This window comes from Anaerolineales bacterium (assembly GCA_019637755.1).
Lineage (GTDB): Bacteria > Chloroflexota > Anaerolineae > Anaerolineales > UBA11579 > JAMCZK01.
This window is the reverse complement of record JAHBVC010000001.1, coordinates 533,573-549,903: the sequence shown is the minus strand read 5'-3', so window position 1 is coordinate 549,903 and position 16,331 is coordinate 533,573. Positions and strand designations below refer to the sequence as shown.

Below are 16,331 nucleotides of genomic sequence, written 5' to 3'. Positions count from 1 at the left end.
GCAGCCCGTGCAGCCCTCCCTGGTGAGGTCAGTCTACCTGCAGCAGGAAGTGGCGGTAGGCTTCCAGGTCGTCGAGCACCAGGCCGGCCCCGCGCGCCACGCAGGTGAGCGGATCGTCCGCCACCCAGCAGCGCAGGCGCAGCTCGTCGCTCAGGCGCTCCGACAGCCCTTGCAGCAGTGCGCCGCCGCCACACATGGCGATGCCGTTATCCATCACGTCGCCCACCATCTCGGCCGGCACATCATCCAACGCTTCCTTGGTGGCCTGCACGATCTGATCCAGCGGGCCGGAGAGCGCCTCGCGGATCTCGATCGAAGAGATCTCCAGCGTTTCGGGCAGACCGGTCACCAGGTTGCGGCCGCGCACGGTGGTGGTGCGCTCTTCTTTGAGCGGGTAGGCCGAGCCGACCTTGATCTTGACCTGTTCGGCGGCGCGTTCGCCGATGAGAATGTTGTACTTGTTGCGGATATATTGCACGATCGATTGGTCGAGCTCGTCGCCCGCCACGCGCAGACTGCGATTGGCTACCACCGAGCCGAGCGAGAAGACCGTCACCTCAGAGGTGCCACCGCCGATATCCAGCACTACATTGCCGCCCACCTGGTTGATCGGCAGGCCAACGGCCAGGGCCGAGGCGGTGGGCTCCTCGATCAGGTAGACCTCGCGCGCTCCGGCCAGCAGGGCGGCGTCATTCACGGCGCGCTTCTCGACTTCGGTGACGCCCGAAGGCACGCCCACCACTACGCGCGGGCGGGGCAGCGGAACAATGCTTTGCTCGTGCGCCTTGCCGATGAAGTGGGCCAGCATCGCTTCGGTGATCTCAAATTCGGAAATGACGCCATCGCGCAAGGGGCGCACGACCAGTACGTTCTTGGGGGCGCGGCCAGCCATCTCTTTGGCCACTTGGCCCACGGCAGCTTTATCGCCCACCATGATCGGCAGGCGCGATTTCTTCTCCACCGCCACCCACGAGGGTTCATTGATGACGATGCCCTTGCCGCGCACGAACACCAGCGTGTTGGCGGTGCCGAGGTCAATGCCAATATCCAGGGAGAAGAAACCCAGGATCCAGTTGATCGGGTTAAAGGCCATGCATACCTGCGAACCCAGTGAATGCGGCGTCTGGCGGGGGAGATAGCGTGATCATTTTGTAGTAGCAGCCTTGAGGTACTGCAGACCTGACGTTCTGATTAAACCGAGTGATTCTACCATGCAGCATAGGGAAACGCATTCACCTGCCTTTAACAGTTTGGCGGCCAGCCTAGGTATAATCCTGCCAATTCAGTCATTGAGGTTGCCTAGCGCATACATATAAAAGAAGCTACGAGGGAATAGCGCACGGCCCGGCCTAGCCGGGTGACGAGGTTGAGTTGGTTCTTGCGCAAGCCACGAACGGTTTCACCGTTCTCTGGCTCGCGCGGGCGAATGCAAAAGACCGCATTTGCCTTGCTTCACGGCAAAGATAAGTAGCCCCGAACGGGCTACGAAAATCGAATACAGGTGCAGTTTTGGCTGGTTTCGCCAAAACTGCATTAGCAAGCGCAGTGGGCGGCCTGCGGCCGACCACCAGCTTGCGTAGATCAGCGGATGCCACTCCGGGAGACCCGCCCCCGAATTTCCCTCCAAGATAAAGCTGGCCTACAAGGCTGCCCGGGTAACCGGGCAGACAAAATCGCCAGCAGCGGCTTGCCAAATCGTTGGAGGATTCTGTCTACATGTGTGGAATTGTTGGCTACATCGGCCCGCGCGACGCGACGCCGATCATTTTGAACGGATTAAAACGCCTGGAGTATCGCGGCTACGATTCAGCCGGCATCGCGGTACTGCAGGATGAGCGTATCGAAATTCGCCGTGATGCGGGCAAGCTGGAGCGCCTGTTCAACACCGTGGCCGCGCAGCCTGTGCACGGCCAGTTGGGCATTGGCCACACGCGTTGGGCCACCCACGGTGAGCCCAACGTGCGTAATGCTCACCCGCACATCAGCACCTCGGGGGATGTAGTGCTGGTGCATAACGGCATCGTGGAGAATTACCTGCAGTTGCGCGAAGAGCTTGAAGCCGAAGGCGTAGAGTTCAAATCGGATACCGATACCGAGGTCATCGTCCAGTTGGTCGATCGCTTCCTGGCCAAGGATGGCAACCTGGAAGACGCCGCCCGCCAGGTGTTGCGCCTGATCCGCGGCCACCACGGCATCGTGCTCTTCAGCGCCCGCCAGCCCGATCGCATCGTGGCGGCGCGCATGGGCAATGCCGGGGGTGTGGTGGTGGGCTTTGGCAAGGGCGAGATGTTCGTCTCCTCCGATCTGCCTGCCATCCTCGAACACACGCGTGAAGTCGTCTTCCTCGAATCGGGGCAGATGGCCGTGGTGACCCAGCAGGGCATGAGCCTGAGCAACCTGCAAGGCGAAACCTTGCAGCCCAGCGTGGATGTGATCTTCTGGGATCCGGTATCCGCGGAGAAAGGCGAATATCGCCACTTCATGCAGAAGGAAATTCACGAGCAGGTGCGCTCGCTCACCGACACAATCTCCGGCCGGGTGGATTTTGAAACCGGCCGCATCCTGCTGCCCGACCTTAAGCTCAATGAAGCCTTCGTGCAGCAACTCGAAAAGATCTGGATCATCGCCTGTGGCACGGCGGGCTACGCCGGGCAAATTGGCGCCAAATACATCGAGCGTATTGCGCGCATCCCGGTGGAGTTTGACATCGCTTCCGAGTTCCGCTATCGCGATCCGCTGGTGAGCGACAAAATGGCCGTGCTGGCCATCAGCCAGTCCGGCGAAACCGCCGACACCCTGGCGGCGATGGCCGAAGGGCGCAAGCGCGGCGCAACCCTGTGGGCCAACATCAACATGATCGGCTCGCAGGCCATGCGCGTGGCGGATGGCTACATCTCGATGCAGACCGGGCCGGAGATCGGCGTAGCCTCCACCAAGGCCTATACCGCCCCGGTGGTCAATCTCTACATGCTGGCGATCCTGCTGGGCGAGCTGCGCGGCACGCTGGATGACAACACCCGCCGTGCCCTGGTGGCCGAGCTCAGCCACATCCCTGAGTGGGTCTCTGCCTGCTTGCAGCGCGAAGCCGAAGTGCTCGAAGTGGCCAAGGCGCTCAAGGACATTACCCATTGCCTGTATCTGGGGCGCGGGATCAACGTCTCCACCGCCTATGAAGGTGCCCTCAAGCTCAAGGAGCTTTCCTACATCCATGCTGAGGGTTACCCGGCCGGTGAGATGAAGCACGGTCCGATCGCCCTGGTGGATGAAGATATGCCCGTGATCGTGGTGGCCCCGCAAGATGAGCTGTACGAAAAAATGATCAGCCAGATTGAGCAGGCCAAGGCGCGCGGCGGCAAAGTGGTGGCGGTTGCCACCGAAGGCGATGAGCTGATTCCCACCTTGGCCGATCATGTGCTCTGGGTGCCCAAGACCCCGGCGCTGCTCTCGCCGGTGGTGACGGTCATCCCGCTGCAGATGCTGGCCTATCACATCGCCAGTCTGCGCGGCTTGGATGTTGACCAGCCGCGCAATCTGGCCAAGAGCGTGACGGTGGAATAGCCGCCCACGCCAAGCGCACGTTCCGAAGGGTGGGCCAAGGCCCACCCTTCTTGCTGTATCCACCCGACGGGAACACGATGCCCAGACGACGTTTTCTTCTCTACTTAACCATAGCCAGCCTGCTGGCCGGGGCAGCACTGTACCTGGCCACTGCGCCGCTGGGCGCGGGGGTCAGCGAAGATTCGGCCAAGTACATGTCGGCTGCCGAGAATCTGGTGGTTGGCCGTGGCTTGTATATGTACAACCGCGAACCGATGACCCAGTGGCCGCCGGGTTACCCCGCGGTGCTGGCCGGGCTGCACTGGCTTACTGGGCTGGATGTGTTCGTAGTGGGGGGCTGGCTCAATATCGTATTGTTCGCCGCTAACCTCGGGTTGAGCGGCTGGCTATTCTGGCGTTTGTTTGGGCCGCGTGTGTATACCTATGTAGCACCGCTCTTGGTATGTACCAGCCTGGGCTTGCTCTCCGCGGCGGTCACGATCGCCAGCGATCCGCTTTTTCTCACGCTGGTGTTGTGTTTCTTATTGGCTGGCGAGGCCACCCTGCGCCAGCCGCGCCGCCGCACGCTGGCGTTGCTGGGCTGCCTGGCCGCGTTGGCGCCATTGGAGCGCTACGTCGGCGTGAGCCTGGTGGCGGCGGGCGCCGCGCTGGTGTTTGCCGCGGCGCGGGGCACATGGCTGCGCCGCGCTGGGCGAGCCGCCGCCTTTGGTGCGCTGGCCAGCCTGCCTTTGCTCGCCTGGGTGTATGGGCGCAATGTTGCGCTGACCGGATCCGCCTTCGGGCCGCGGGCCTTTGTTGCGCCTTGGCTCAATCTCATGCTCTCCGTGGAGAAGGTCGTATCCTGGTTCGTGCCCGATCTGATCCTGCGCTTCATCCCGCCCGCTGCCGTGCTGCTGGCGGCTGTGGCACTGTGGTGGTGGCTGGCCGGCCGCAACGGCCGGGCGGCTTTTGCCAGCGCTGTGCGTACGCCGGCGGTGTTGCCACACCTGGCCTTTGTGCTGGCCTATTTGTTGGTGCTGGCGTTCACCAGTAGCTACTTTGAATTCCGCGTCGTGGGTTTCAATCGCATTCACGCCATCTTGTTGCCCAGCCTGCTGATCCTGGCCGGCGTGGCGCTGCAGCCGTTGCCCCAGCTGGCCAGGCGGGGCGGGCTGCTGCTGGCGCGCTTGGTGTTGGCAGCCTTATTGCTCTTTACTGGCTATCGCGCGCAAAAATATCTGCGCATCGTCGCCGCAGAGGGCGATCCTATTTTCAATTTGGCCAACACGGCTACATTGCAGCAATCTGCCCTGGTGAGCTATTTGCAAAATACCCACGCGCTGCAAGAGGCAGAGTTGTATTCAAACAATGAGGCCGTGCTGTGGTTTTACACCCGCCAGCCGGTGGGCCGTGTGCCGCGCGCAGGCCAGCCCAGTGATTGGCCCTTGGGCCGCCAAGGGTACATGGTGTGGTTCCTGGGCAGTCTTGACTATAAGTATGGCCTGGTGCCGCCCGATGAATTCGCCGGGCGCGGTTGGCTGACGCCGGTGTTCAGCGATGCGCTGGGGGTGGTCTACGCCCTCAGCGCGCCAGCTAGCGAATAGCTAGCTGGCCGAGTGCTGTTGCGCCAGTTGGCGTAGCAGCGCTAGCTGCTCTTCCTGAAACTGGATTAGCGCCTGCCATTGTTCGCTGCGCAGCTGATCGATCTTTTCGTGCAGCTCAAGGATCTCCAGCTCGGCTTTCAGATTCACCTGGTAGTCATGCTCGGCGGTGAAGCGATCACGCGCCGCCTGGCGGTTCTGCGACATCAGAATGATCGGAGCTTGAAAGGCAGCCAGGGACGAGAGGAACAGGTTGAGCAGAATAAACGGGTAAGGATCGAAGGCGCTGCCGCGCTGGGCCAGCACGAAGCCATTCAGCGCGATCCATAGCACCAGCAGAACGAAGAAGCCGATCACGAACGGCCACGAACCGCCAAACGCGGCAATTTTATCGGCCACGCGCTGGCCCAGCGTCACCTGGGTTTGCAGGTCACGATTGATGTTACGGCTCACGTGCAAACGCCGGGCGGCTTGTTCCAGCACATATTGCTCGCTCTTGCCCAGTTGGCTCAAACGTCGCTTGATGTGCTGCAGATCCTCGGGCTTGGGTTGCTCTGACATCACCAACCTCCACGTGTATGAAATTTGTATCTGTTGGGGTTTGCTTTATGTTCTGCTGCGGCGTGTGCTGCTAGATGAATGCGCGCCACAACAAAAAGGCGGCCATGCCTAGCAGAATAGTAACCAGCAAATTCTTGGTGCGCCATGAGATCACGACGGCGATCAGGCTGGCGGCCAGGGTGGCATTATCCGCTGCCAGCGCCAGGCGCCCCTCGCGCAGCACCGCGATCGGAACGATGATCGCCGCCAGCACGGTGGGTGGCACATAGCGCAAGGCGCGGGCCACGTTGGGCGGCAGGTTGCGGCGGCTGAGCGCGATCAGCACCGGAATGCGCGTGGCCATCGTGGCGGCGGCCATGCCCAGTAGCAACCACAGCTCATTCATGCACCGGCTCCGTGGGGCGCGGCCAGTGCTGCTCGGCCAGCAAGCCGGTAAGGATACCCAGCACCGCCGCCAACAGCAACCCGGCGCGGTGGGGCAGCCCGTTGGCTAGCACCGCAGTGGTGCCGGCCACCAGCACAGCCAGCAACTCCGGCTTGCCCTTGAGCATCGGCACCAACATGCCGATGAAGGTCACCACCAGGGCAAAATCCATACCCCAACTGGCCGGGTCTTCAATCGCCTGGCCAGCGCGGATGCCCAGCCAGGTGGCGGCAAACCAATTCAAGTACATGGCCAGCTCACTGCCCAGCAGATACCACTTGCGGTCTTCTAGTTGTGGGCGTTCGGCAAACCCTTTTACCGCCACCACGAAGGATTCATCGGTAAGCCAGAAGCCTAGCGGGGTCAGCCAGCGGCTGCTCAGCCCTTTGAGCTGTGGCGCCAGGGTGGCAGCGTACAGCGCGTGGCGTGCATTGACCACCAGGGTGGTCAGGGCGATCACGATCACCGGGGTGTGCGCGGCTACCAGGCTCACCGCGATAAATTGAGCCGAGCCGGCGAAGACCATCAGCGACATCGCCGCGGTGGCCCAGGCGCTCAGCCCGCTGGCCACCCCCAGCGCGCCGTAGATCAGGCCAAAGGGCAGGGCGCCGACCAGCAGCGGAAAGGTGTCTTTGGCGCCGGCCCAAAAGGCGGCGCGGCGGGTGGTGGGTGTGGCCTCAGATGGCTGCATACGAAGCTGGGATTCTATCAGTATGCACTCAATCGGGCCGCTACCCAGGCAAAATTGCGCAATTGCCTGCCAAATTAACTGAGCGGCGCGAAAGGATCGTTCTCGTCGTGGCCTTTGTCTTGTGGGGGGCGCTGGATAAAGAAGCTGGCCACGATGACTGTCAAAATGCAGATCAGCGCGATGCCCACCACCAGTTGCAAGCTGCTGTTGCTTTGGTTTTGCGCGTTTTGCTGCGCCACCACCTGCTGCGCTTCGGCCAGCGCGGCTTGCACCGTGGCATCTACATCGGCGGCCGCGCTGGGGCTTTGCGCCGGCGTGCGCGTGGCGGCTGGCGTGCTGCTGGCCGTGGGCGTGCTATTGGTATCTTGCGTGGGGGCCGAAGTGGCCGCGCTGCCTGGCGGCGCCACGATGACTTCATCGCCTGGGTGCACCACCGCCCATTCGGCGAAGCCGTTCAAATCGAGGATCTGCTGCAGCGGTACTTCATACACCGCCGCCAGCGTCCATAGCGTTTGCCCCGTGCGCACAATGTGGCGGATCGAGCCGTCGGGTTGCGGCTCGGCCTTGGTCACCGGGATTATTACTTGCGCGGCGGGCTGTTGGCTGGTTTGCCCGCTGGCTGGCGTGCTGCCGGTGCCCGCACTGCTGCCGCCCACGCTATAGCCAGTGACGCATACAAAGTAATAGCGCGTGGTGCCATCGTTGGCCACGCCACAGCCGATCTCGACATAGGTCGAGGCCAGCATGGTGTCATTGTGCACCTGCGAACCCTTCCACCAGCCGATGGCACTTTGGGCCGTTTCGCCCATGCCGTATTTGGCAATCTCTGAGACGAAGATGGTGGCCCCGCCGCCATACCCGGCTGCGATGGCACGATCGCGTGGCCGTGTGCCGCCCGGCCCGGTGTGGATATCGCCGCCGGTGGCGCCACTGGTTGAGGCCAGGTAATCGGCCTGGCCCTGAGCCAATTGGGAGAGCAATCCGTGCTCACTATAGGCCGGCAGGCCGTATTCGGCACGGTAGGCATTGATCAAGGCCACCACTTCCCCGGGGGAGCTTTGGGCCAGGGGTGCGGGTGCCTGTTGGGCCCCGGGGGCGGCACTGATCAGTAGCAAGGAGAGGGCTGCCAGGCAGCGAAGCAGGGTGGGCATAGTGGCAATGCAGGCTCCATGCTACCACCTGGGCCGCGTGCCCCGCGTGAGTGCGGGCTAAATTCACCGGGTGCTGCACGGCGCCCCAGGCGCTACAAATGCTTATTTGCAAAGCTGTGAAGCACACCGGGATCTTTTTTGGCTACACTGATTGGGCCATCGCTGCAGCCGACAATGCACGTTAGGAGGATATATGCAGCAAGGAACCTTTGGGCGCTTAGCCGCCTTGGGCGTAGCACTGCTTCTCATACCGGCCATGTGTTTGGGAAGCGCCTACGCTCTGGGGATGAACATTACTTCACCTTACTTCGACCTCTCCTTTGGCCCCAACGCGGGCAACACCAGCTTCACCACATCCGGCCCCACCTCGATCATCTACACCAATCCTGTGGTGCCGGATGAACCCCCTGTGCCGCCCAACACCCCGCCAAACAACAATGGCGGCAGTGGCAACGGCAATGGGAACGGCAACGGGAATGGGGGCAACGATTCCGGAGCTACGAGCACCTGTTTGTTGAATTTGCTGTGCCTGGATCTGAAATCCAATGTCGCCGGGCTTGCTCCGCTGAACCTGAGCCTGGGCAAACTGGGCCAGAGCACTACCGACAGCCTCAACGGGCTGCTGGGCCTAGACCTGAATCTGGGCGGCACTCCGCAACCCACCAGTGCGCCCGGGCAGACCGGGGCAGGCGAGTGCACCAGCGCTGCCTGCGTAGACCTGGGCGTGTTGCAGGGCAGCCCGGCCAGTGAGGACCTGCTCGGCCTGGATGTGCAAGTCCCTCCGCTGGATACCGGCGTGCAAGTGGGCGTCGGCAGCCAGCAAGGGGTGCAATTGGATGTGACTCTGCCGGTGGTCTTGCCCACCAGTGAACCGGCCAACCTCAACCTGCTCAATCTGGTGGAAGTGGGCGTGGGTGGCGGTAGCAGCGGCGTAGGGATCAATCTCAAACTGTTCCCGTAACCGCGCGTGATCGCAGCACCTTTAGGGTTCACACAACCACTTTAGTGGTTGTGTGAACCCTTTTGTGTTACCTGGTGCGCCGTTCACCTTAACGGGCGCTACGCGAACCTGGCGTGTGAAAGATACACTGCGGCGTCCCCTGCGGGCCAGTTTGCAGTTTGCTGATCTGTTCCAGTGGAGTATCTAGTAATTCTTCCAACAAGTACGCATCCATCTGGCATAACTCGGGGTGCTGCGCAATGATGGCGCTGAACGGGCAATGCCCCAGCACCACCTGCGGGCCTTCGGGCCGCGCTTCCCAGCGCGGCCGGTAGCCCAGCGGCTCCAACTGGCGCATCGCCGCCAGCAGGCGCTGGCTACCGTGGCCGCTGGGGCGGCGGGGGCCGAGCAGGCGTTGCGCCAGGGCGCGCAAGCTGCGTGCCGCCGCCTTGCCGCCCACTGGCAGCCCGTGCAGCAGGGCGCGGCTCAACCCCGCCAGCCCGTCTGGCTGGGCCTGGGGGGCCAGCGCATACAGCCGCTGGGGGCGGCCGCGCCCGCGCCGCCCGGCGGGCTGGCTGGCGCTGATCAGCTGGCGCTGTTCGAGGATCTCCAGATGGTGGCGCAGGTTCTGGCTGCTCATGCCGAAGGCCAGCGCCATTTGCTTGGCGGTGGCGCTGCCGCGGGCAGACAGGAAATCGAGGATGCGTTGGCGCGTGGCTTGCATGGCAAGTGACCGGCGGGCAGTACTCAGTGCTCCCGGCCCCGGAATTTTACCAAATAATTATTTACTTTATTCACAGGCGTTGACTCAAATGTTCAACCATGTATAATGTGAACGAAAGAACAATCGTAAGCTATGGCCCAGGCACTGTATTGGGACGCCATCTATGAGGTGGTTTTGGCGTTGAAAGCCCACTATCCCCACGAAACGCTGGATGCGTTGTCGCTGGGGGAGTTGTTTCAACGGGTGGTGGCGCTGCCGGGTTTTGCAGATGACCCTGAGCTGGCCAACGATGAGATCCTGGCGGCTATCTACCAGGAATGGTTCGAAGAGATCAACCCGGTGTGAGCGCCGGGCGGGCCGTATGGCCCACAACCGATCGTGGAGATGAACGTAGATGACTGACACAACCCCCACCGTCAACAGCGCCGGCTACGAGGTGCCGCCCGAGCTGCGCCAAAGCGTCGCCGTGACCACGCTGGACAAGATCTGGAACATGGGCCGCCGTTACTCCGTGTGGCCGATGATGTTCGGCTTGGCCTGCTGCGCCATTGAGATGATTTGTACCGCCGCCAGTCGCTACGACTTGGCGCGCTTCGGTATGGAAGTGATGCGCCCCAGCCCGCGCCAATCGGATCTGATGATCGTCTCCGGCACCGTCACCAAGAAGATGATCCCGCAGATCGTGCGTCTGTATAACCAGATGCCTGAACCCAAATACGTGCTCGCCATGGGCGCCTGCGCCTCCGGCGGCGGCCCCTTCAAAGAAGGCTACAACGTAGTCTCGGGCGTTGACCAATACATCCCCGTGGATGTATATGTGCCCGGCTGCCCGCCGACCCCGCAGGCCTTGCTGCATGGCTTGATGAAGCTGCAAGAGAAGATCGACTCCGAATCCATCACCACCGTGCGCTGGTATGGCAAAGAAGACATCGATGCCATTCCGGTGCCGATGCTTGGGCCAGACATTGTTGACCCGCGCGATTACGAATTGATCAAGCAAGAAACCAGCAAGAAACCCGCGGCCGCGCCTGCTGCTGCCGCCCCGTCACCGGCAACCCCGGCCGCCGAAGCGGCTAGCTAAGAGGCAAGCATGAGCGAAGCTACACCTGCTGCGGCCCCGGCCGCCCCGATCGAAAAGAGCGCGCTGGAGCAGCGCTTCCCTGAGGCCGTCACGCCCGATGCGCGCCCTGGGTACGAAGGCTACCTGGTAGGCGCTGACCACTTGGTGGAAGTGGCGCGTGCCCTGCGTGACGAGATGGGCTACGACTATCTCTCCTCCGTCACCGCGGTGGATTACTACAGCGATGCCCCCAACGCCGAGAACTTCATCGAAGTGGTCTACCACTTCTACAAATCCACCGGCGGCGGCGCACTCGAGCTCAAGGTACAGACCCCGCGCGATAACTCGGTCATCCCCTCCCTGGTTGACCTGTACCCCGGGGCAGATTTCCAAGAGCGCGAAGCCTACGACCTGTATGGCGTAACCTTCACCGGCCACCCAGACCTGCGCCGCATCCTGATGTGGGAAGGCTTCGCCGGCTACCCCATGCGCAAAGACTGGAAAGAAGCCTTCTACGAAGAGGAGGCCAAGCCCTTCAAGAACCGCTGGCCCGAAGGCCAGGTCTACCGCGCCGAAGACCGCAATCCCTTCAACAAGAACAACCAGTACCCGCAAGGGTTCGACCCCACGACGTTCAAAGAAAGCGATGACCCCAAGCTCTACGAAGTATTGGAGAAGGCCGGGCGCGCCTACAGCGAAGACATTGACACCGAGCAGGTCGTGGTCAACCTCGGCCCGCAGCATCCCTCCACCCACGGTGTGTTCCGCATGGCGGTGCGCCTGGACGGTGAGACCATCGTGGCGCTCAAGCCGGTGATGGGCTACCTGCACCGCAACCACGAGAAGATTGGCGAGCGCAACACCTGGACGATGAACATGCCGTTCACCGACCGCCTCGATTACCTCTCGTCAATGAGCAACAACTTTGGATATGCCCTGGCGGTTGAGAAACTGATGGGCGATAAGGGCGCTCCCCCTGAGCGTGCGCAGTACCTGCGTGTCATCATGGCTGAGCTCACTCGCATCAGCAATCACTTGTGGGCCGTGGGCTTCCTGCTGAATGACCTCGGCGCCTTCTTCACCCCGGCGCTGTACGCCATCGTCGAACGCGAATTGATCCTGGACGTTTTTGAAGCCACCACCGGCTCGCGCATGATGTGCAACTACTTCCGCTTCGGCGGCGTGGCGCGCGATTTGCCCGAAGGCGTGCTCGAGAAGATCAAGGACCTGGTCTTCAACCGCCTGGAGCGCAAGATCGACGAGCTGGATATCTACCTCTCCGAAAATGAACTGGTGCGCAGCCGTTCCGAAGGGGTGGGGGTGATCACGCCCGAAGAGGCGATCGCCTTCTCCACCGCCGGCCCGGTGCTGCGTGCCTCCGGCGTACCCTACGACATCCGCCGTGCTGATCCCTACGGCATCTACGACCGCTTTGATTTCAAGGTGGCGGTGCGCAACCACGGTGATGTGTACGATCGCTACATGATCCGCATCGATGAAATGCGCTACAGCCTGGATATTCTCAAGCAGGCGCTCAAAGACCTGCCTGGTGGCGAAGTGATGAACGGCAAGAACCCCTACCAGGTGCGCGTGCCGGCCGGCGAATCCTACGGCCGTGTGGAAGGCCCCAAAGGGGAGTTGGGCTACTACATTGTGTCCAACGGCAAGGGCAACCCGGCGCGCTATCACGTGCGCGCTCCAAGCTTCATTAACTTGACCGTGCTGGAAAAGATGTGCCTGGGCCAGAAGGTGGCTGACGTCGTCGTCAACCTCGGTTCCATCGACATCGTGCTGGGCGAAGTGGACCGCTAGACGGCGAGGCTGGAGAAAAGATATGTACGGACTCGGTATTCTCAAAGGCATGTGGGTGACCCTGACCCACTTCATCGACACCTATGTCGAAGACATTAAATGGCTGGGGCGCAAGCGCTACTTCAGTGAAGAAGGTGTGCAGAGCCGCCGCAGCACCGAAACCAAAGGCATCTTTACCGTGCAGTATCCGGAAGAGAAGCTGCCGGTGCCCGAAGAATTTCGCTTTACTCCCTTCCTGGTCTACGATGTAGACGAAGAGGGTAACAAGCACGATCGCTGCACCTCGTGCGGCATCTGTGCCAAGGTGTGCCCGCCGCAGTGCATCTGGATCGTGCGCACCGAAGACCCGGTGACCAAGCGCCCCGTGCCGGAGCCGGTGGATTTCTTTGTGGATGTGGACATCTGCATGAACTGTGGCTACTGCGCCGAATACTGCCCGTTTGATGCGATCAAGATGGATCACAACTACGAGATGGCCTCGTACGATCGCCATGCGGAGCACATCTTCAACAAGGAGAAGCTCTCCAAGCCGGCAGAGTACTACGCCAGCATTCGCCCCACCAACTATGCCCGCGAAGAGGCGATCAAGGCCGAAGAAGCGGCCAAGAAGGCGGCAGCCGCCGCGGCCAAGGCTGCGGCTGCAACTGCGGCTCCGGCCGCTAGCAGCCCGCCGCCCGCTGCGCCCACGGCTGGGTAAACAACAGAATTTGTCATTGCGAGCGAGCAGTAACGAGCGAAGCAATCCCCAAGCCAGCATGCAAGTGGCGCGGAGATTGCTTCGTCCGTTTCCAGAAGGTTGCATTTTATGCAACCTTCTGCAATACTCCTCACAATAACGGTGGTCAGATATGTACAACGAAGATACCGAACTGCTCTATCCCCTGCGCGTCACCCCGGCCATCCGCGATCTGCACGGTGAGGCCTGGCGTGACGCCGCGCAGGCCGCCTACAAGGCCGGCCCAGAAGGGCCGGAGGCGGTGGCCTTCGTGCTGGCGATGGTGCGCGTCAACGGCTGCCATAACTGCAACGCCGACTCGTTCCGCGCCATGAAAGGCTGCACCGCCTGCGCGCAAGACAACGTGCGCCGCTATAAGGGTGGTGAGAAGGCACTGCTAAAGCAGGTGGAAAAGGCGCATAAGGAGCTAGAGGAGTTGGAGCGGTAAACCAGACGGATTGTTTACTGACGATCCAAAGCTTTTTGCAGCAGCGCAGTGAGCCCTAATTGCGCTGCTGTTTGTTTTAAGTAGCTGATATCTAGCAGCTCGCTTTGCACGCTAATTTACCCGCGAATATCACTTGATTGCTGAGTGCTTCTAAGATTTTGTTACGCGTACCGTAATGAAGATGGGATCAGGGCTTGGGGTGTAATTTTCCATAGAATTTGCTGGCTGTTTCTTCGCCAAGCAACAGCCCCGCTAGCCGGCGCTTGATTTCGGCAGGCGCAGCTTCTGGGTAACGCTGCCGCAGCCCAGCTACGGCAAGCTGGTGTGAGCAGCGTACGAGTGCGGTCAGCAGCTCCGCTTTGCGCCAAGGCGGCATTTCGCGCAGGGTGCGTGCTTGCAAAGCCTCGACTTCGGGATGTGTGTCGGGATAGTAGCTGGCCACCATGCGAGTATACAGCAGCTTTATAATAGGCTCATGTCCAAAGAACTCACCAACGAAACTGTATTGGCTGCTCTTGCCAAAGTAAAAGAGCCTGCCGTTCAGAAAGACTTTGTACTTTTGAATGCAGTGCAGAAACTCGAGGTCAGCGGCGAGCGCGTGGCGCTGACCCTGGCGCTGATCAGCCCCCAGCATCCCTTCCAGGCCGAGATCGAGAAAGACGTGCGCAAGGCGCTGGAGAAAGCCGGCGCCCGGCATATCGAGCTCGACTTTGCCCTCCAGGTTCCCGGGGACGGGCGCCCGCGGGCTGGCTACGCCTCTGGCGTCAAGAACGTCGTTGCCATCGCCTCCGGCAAGGGCGGCGTAGGCAAGAGCACCGTCTCGGTCAACGTGGCCACTGCGCTGGCTAAGGCTGGCGCCAAGGTTGGCCTGCTGGACTCAGACGTGTATGGCCCCAATGTACCCACCATGATGGGCGTCAAACACCTGCCGGCCCCGCCAGACAGCAGCGGCCATCTGCTGCCTGCAGAAGCCTACGGCGTCAAAATGATGTCGATCGGCTTCCTGGTCAAGCCCGAGCAGGCGATGGTGTGGCGTGGCCCCATGTTGCACAATGCCATCCGCCAATTCATCAATGATGTCGAGTGGGGCGAGATCGATTATCTCATCGTGGATATGCCCCCCGGCACCGGCGATGTGCAGCTGAGCCTGGCGCAAACCACGCCGCTCAGCGGGGGCGTGATCGTCACCCTGCCGCAGAAGGTTTCGATCGATGATGCTCGCCGTGGCGCCGAGATGTTCCGCCAGTTGCGCGTGCCGCTCATGGGTGTGGTCGAGAATATGAGTTACCTCGAGCTGCCCGACGGCAAGCGTATGGAAGTATTTGGCAAGGGGGGCGGCAAGGATCTGGCGGCGGAGTTTGGCGTCGCCTTCATTGGCGCCATCCCGATGGAGCCGGAAGTGCGCGCCGGGGGCGATGGCGGCAAGCCCATCGTGGTGGGGCACCCCGATTCGGCCGCGGCTAAGGCGCTGACAGAAATTGCCGCAGACATCGCGCTGCGTACATCGGTAGCTGCCTTGGCTGCGCAGAGTCAGGCATTTTCCATTAAAATTGAGTGATCAGTGAATAGTGAACAGTGAATAGCCTGTGCCAAACAGGTTTTCCCTGATTGCTCATCACTGCTCACTATTCACTAACCGTAGAAAGGTGCGTTGTGGATGCCTTGCATCCCAACGATAACGACATGACTGATTCGCCACAGCCGCTAGAGCAGGCCACCGGCCCGCTGATCGTCGGCATCCGTTTTCAGAAGATTGGCAAGCTATATCATTTTGACGCCAGTAAAGCGCCTGAACTCAAGCCGGGTGACTATGCCATCGTGGAGACCAGCCGCGGGGTGCAGATCGGCCAGGTAGTACAGCGCCTCGAGGAGCCGCCCGCGCCACCTCAACAGGGCACCTGGAAGTCGATCGAGCGCAAGGCATCGCCCAGCGATCTGGAGACCCACAAGGGGCTGCAAAAGAAAGAAGTGGAAGCGATGATCGAGGCGCGCGCCGCGGCGTCCAAGCTGAATTACAAGGGCGTCAAGATCGTCAAGGCGGAATTCAGCTTTGACGGCAAAATGCTCACCTTCCTCTACAACACCGAAGAAGACAAAGATATGGACCTGGGCCGTCTGCGTAAAGAGATGCTCAAGGTCTACAAAAATACCAATATCGAGATGCGCCGCATTGGCCCGCGTGATGTTGCCAAGATCCTCGGCGGCATGGGCGCCTGTGGGCTGGAGAGCCGCTGCTGCTCCACCTTCCTCACTGATTTCAGCCCGATCTCGATCAAGATGGCCAAGGCGCAGGGAATCTCGCTTGATCCGGGCGAGATCACCGGCATGTGCGGCCGTTTGCGCTGCTGCCTGATCTACGAATACGAGCAGTATGTGGAGGCGCGCAAGACGCTGCCCAAGCGTGGCAAAGAAGTGCAAACGCCCCTCGGCCGCGGCAAGGTGGTGGATGTGGTGCCGCTCAAGCAAGCGGTGCTGGTCTCGCTGCCCGAAGGCAAGCGCGCCGAGTTCCTCAAGCACGAGATTGAGCCCTGGGATGAGCTCGAGGCGCTGCGCCGCAAGAGCGAAGCTCCGTGTGACCGCCATGAAAACGGCGGCTGCGACTGCGGCAAAGCCAACTACGGCGATAAGCAAAAGAAAACCGATGACTAACAAAAACGCCCGCAATTG

At 61.3% G+C, this 16,331-nt stretch carries 17 protein-coding genes; 10 read left to right on the top strand and 7 right to left on the bottom strand.

Going from position 1 to position 16,331, the window contains the following annotated elements; all coding sequences use genetic code 11:
• Positions 1–28: 28 nt before the first annotated feature.
• Positions 29–1,093, bottom strand: a complete 1,065-nt coding sequence (locus KF821_02815; GenBank protein MBX3004742.1) for a rod shape-determining protein — start codon at positions 1,091–1,093, stop codon at positions 29–31.
• Between the two features lie 623 nt (positions 1,094–1,716).
• On the opposite strand from KF821_02815, the gene glmS reads away from it, so the two are divergent.
• Both glmS and KF821_02805 read left to right on the top strand, forming a co-directional pair.
• Positions 1,717–3,558: a glutamine--fructose-6-phosphate transaminase (isomerizing) gene (gene glmS, locus KF821_02810; protein ID MBX3004741.1), complete on the top strand. Its 1,842-nt coding sequence runs from the start codon at positions 1,717–1,719 to the stop codon at positions 3,556–3,558.
• A gap of 77 nt (positions 3,559–3,635) precedes the next feature.
• The gene (locus KF821_02805; protein ID MBX3004740.1) at positions 3,636–5,141 is read left to right on the top strand and encodes a hypothetical protein; all 1,506 of its coding nucleotides are present in this window, start codon (positions 3,636–3,638) and stop codon (positions 5,139–5,141) included.
• Here KF821_02805 and KF821_02800 read toward each other — a convergent pair whose 3' ends face one another.
• From KF821_02800 to KF821_02785, 4 genes are all read right to left on the bottom strand, one after another.
• Positions 5,142–5,699, bottom strand: a complete 558-nt coding sequence (locus KF821_02800) for a DUF1003 domain-containing protein (protein MBX3004739.1) — start codon at positions 5,697–5,699, stop codon at positions 5,142–5,144.
• A 70-nt stretch (positions 5,700–5,769) separates the two neighbouring features.
• Entirely contained in the window at positions 5,770–6,084 is a 315-nt protein-coding gene (locus KF821_02795; GenBank protein MBX3004738.1) for an AzlD domain-containing protein, read from the bottom strand.
• Entirely contained in the window at positions 6,077–6,814 is a 738-nt protein-coding gene (locus tag KF821_02790; protein ID MBX3004737.1) for an AzlC family ABC transporter permease, read from the bottom strand. The genes KF821_02795 and KF821_02790 overlap by 8 nt, the downstream gene beginning before the upstream one ends.
• 74 nt (positions 6,815–6,888) lie before the next feature.
• Positions 6,889–7,965: a LysM peptidoglycan-binding domain-containing protein gene (locus KF821_02785; GenBank protein ID MBX3004736.1), complete on the bottom strand. Its 1,077-nt coding sequence runs from the start codon at positions 7,963–7,965 to the stop codon at positions 6,889–6,891.
• Between the two features lie 286 nt (positions 7,966–8,251).
• Between KF821_02785 and KF821_02780 the strand changes: the two genes are divergently transcribed.
• The gene (locus tag KF821_02780; GenBank protein MBX3004735.1) at positions 8,252–8,926 is read left to right on the top strand and encodes a hypothetical protein; all 675 of its coding nucleotides are present in this window, start codon (positions 8,252–8,254) and stop codon (positions 8,924–8,926) included.
• 88 nt (positions 8,927–9,014) lie between these two features.
• Here the strand turns inward: KF821_02780 and KF821_02775 are convergent, their stop codons facing one another.
• Positions 9,015–9,629 carry a helix-turn-helix domain-containing protein gene (locus KF821_02775; GenBank protein ID MBX3004734.1) on the bottom strand — a complete coding sequence of 205 codons (615 nt, stop codon included), beginning with the start codon at positions 9,627–9,629 and terminating at the stop codon, positions 9,015–9,017.
• Between the two features lie 132 nt (positions 9,630–9,761).
• On the opposite strand from KF821_02775, the gene iscX reads away from it, so the two are divergent.
• From iscX to KF821_02750, 5 genes are all read left to right on the top strand, one after another.
• Positions 9,762–9,974, top strand: a complete 213-nt coding sequence (gene iscX / locus KF821_02770) for a Fe-S cluster assembly protein IscX (protein MBX3004733.1) — start codon at positions 9,762–9,764, stop codon at positions 9,972–9,974.
• 49 nt (positions 9,975–10,023) lie between these two features.
• Positions 10,024–10,710, top strand: a complete 687-nt coding sequence (gene nuoB / locus KF821_02765; protein MBX3004732.1) for an NADH-quinone oxidoreductase subunit NuoB — start codon at positions 10,024–10,026, stop codon at positions 10,708–10,710.
• A gap of 9 nt (positions 10,711–10,719) precedes the next feature.
• Positions 10,720–12,501, top strand: a complete 1,782-nt coding sequence (locus KF821_02760; protein ID MBX3004731.1) for an NADH-quinone oxidoreductase subunit D — start codon at positions 10,720–10,722, stop codon at positions 12,499–12,501.
• Between the two features lie 22 nt (positions 12,502–12,523).
• The gene (locus tag KF821_02755) at positions 12,524–13,198 is read left to right on the top strand and encodes a 4Fe-4S binding protein (protein MBX3004730.1); all 675 of its coding nucleotides are present in this window, start codon (positions 12,524–12,526) and stop codon (positions 13,196–13,198) included.
• Positions 13,199–13,349: 151 nt separating this feature from the next.
• On the top strand, positions 13,350–13,664 hold the full coding sequence (locus KF821_02750; GenBank protein ID MBX3004729.1) for a hypothetical protein: 315 nt from the start codon (positions 13,350–13,352) through the stop codon (positions 13,662–13,664).
• A 187-nt stretch (positions 13,665–13,851) separates the two neighbouring features.
• Here the strand turns inward: KF821_02750 and KF821_02745 are convergent, their stop codons facing one another.
• A complete protein-coding gene (locus KF821_02745) occupies positions 13,852–14,109 on the bottom strand; it encodes a hypothetical protein (GenBank protein MBX3004728.1) in 258 nt (85 codons plus the stop codon).
• Between the two features lie 30 nt (positions 14,110–14,139).
• On the opposite strand from KF821_02745, the gene KF821_02740 reads away from it, so the two are divergent.
• Together KF821_02740 and KF821_02735 are read left to right on the top strand one after the other, a co-directional pair.
• Entirely contained in the window at positions 14,140–15,222 is a 1,083-nt protein-coding gene (locus tag KF821_02740) for an Mrp/NBP35 family ATP-binding protein (GenBank protein MBX3004727.1), read from the top strand.
• Between the two features lie 95 nt (positions 15,223–15,317).
• Positions 15,318–16,313 (top strand): hypothetical protein, encoded by a 996-nt coding sequence (locus KF821_02735; protein ID MBX3004726.1) that lies wholly within the window; start codon positions 15,318–15,320, stop codon positions 16,311–16,313.
• Positions 16,314–16,331: the final 18 nt, after the last annotated feature.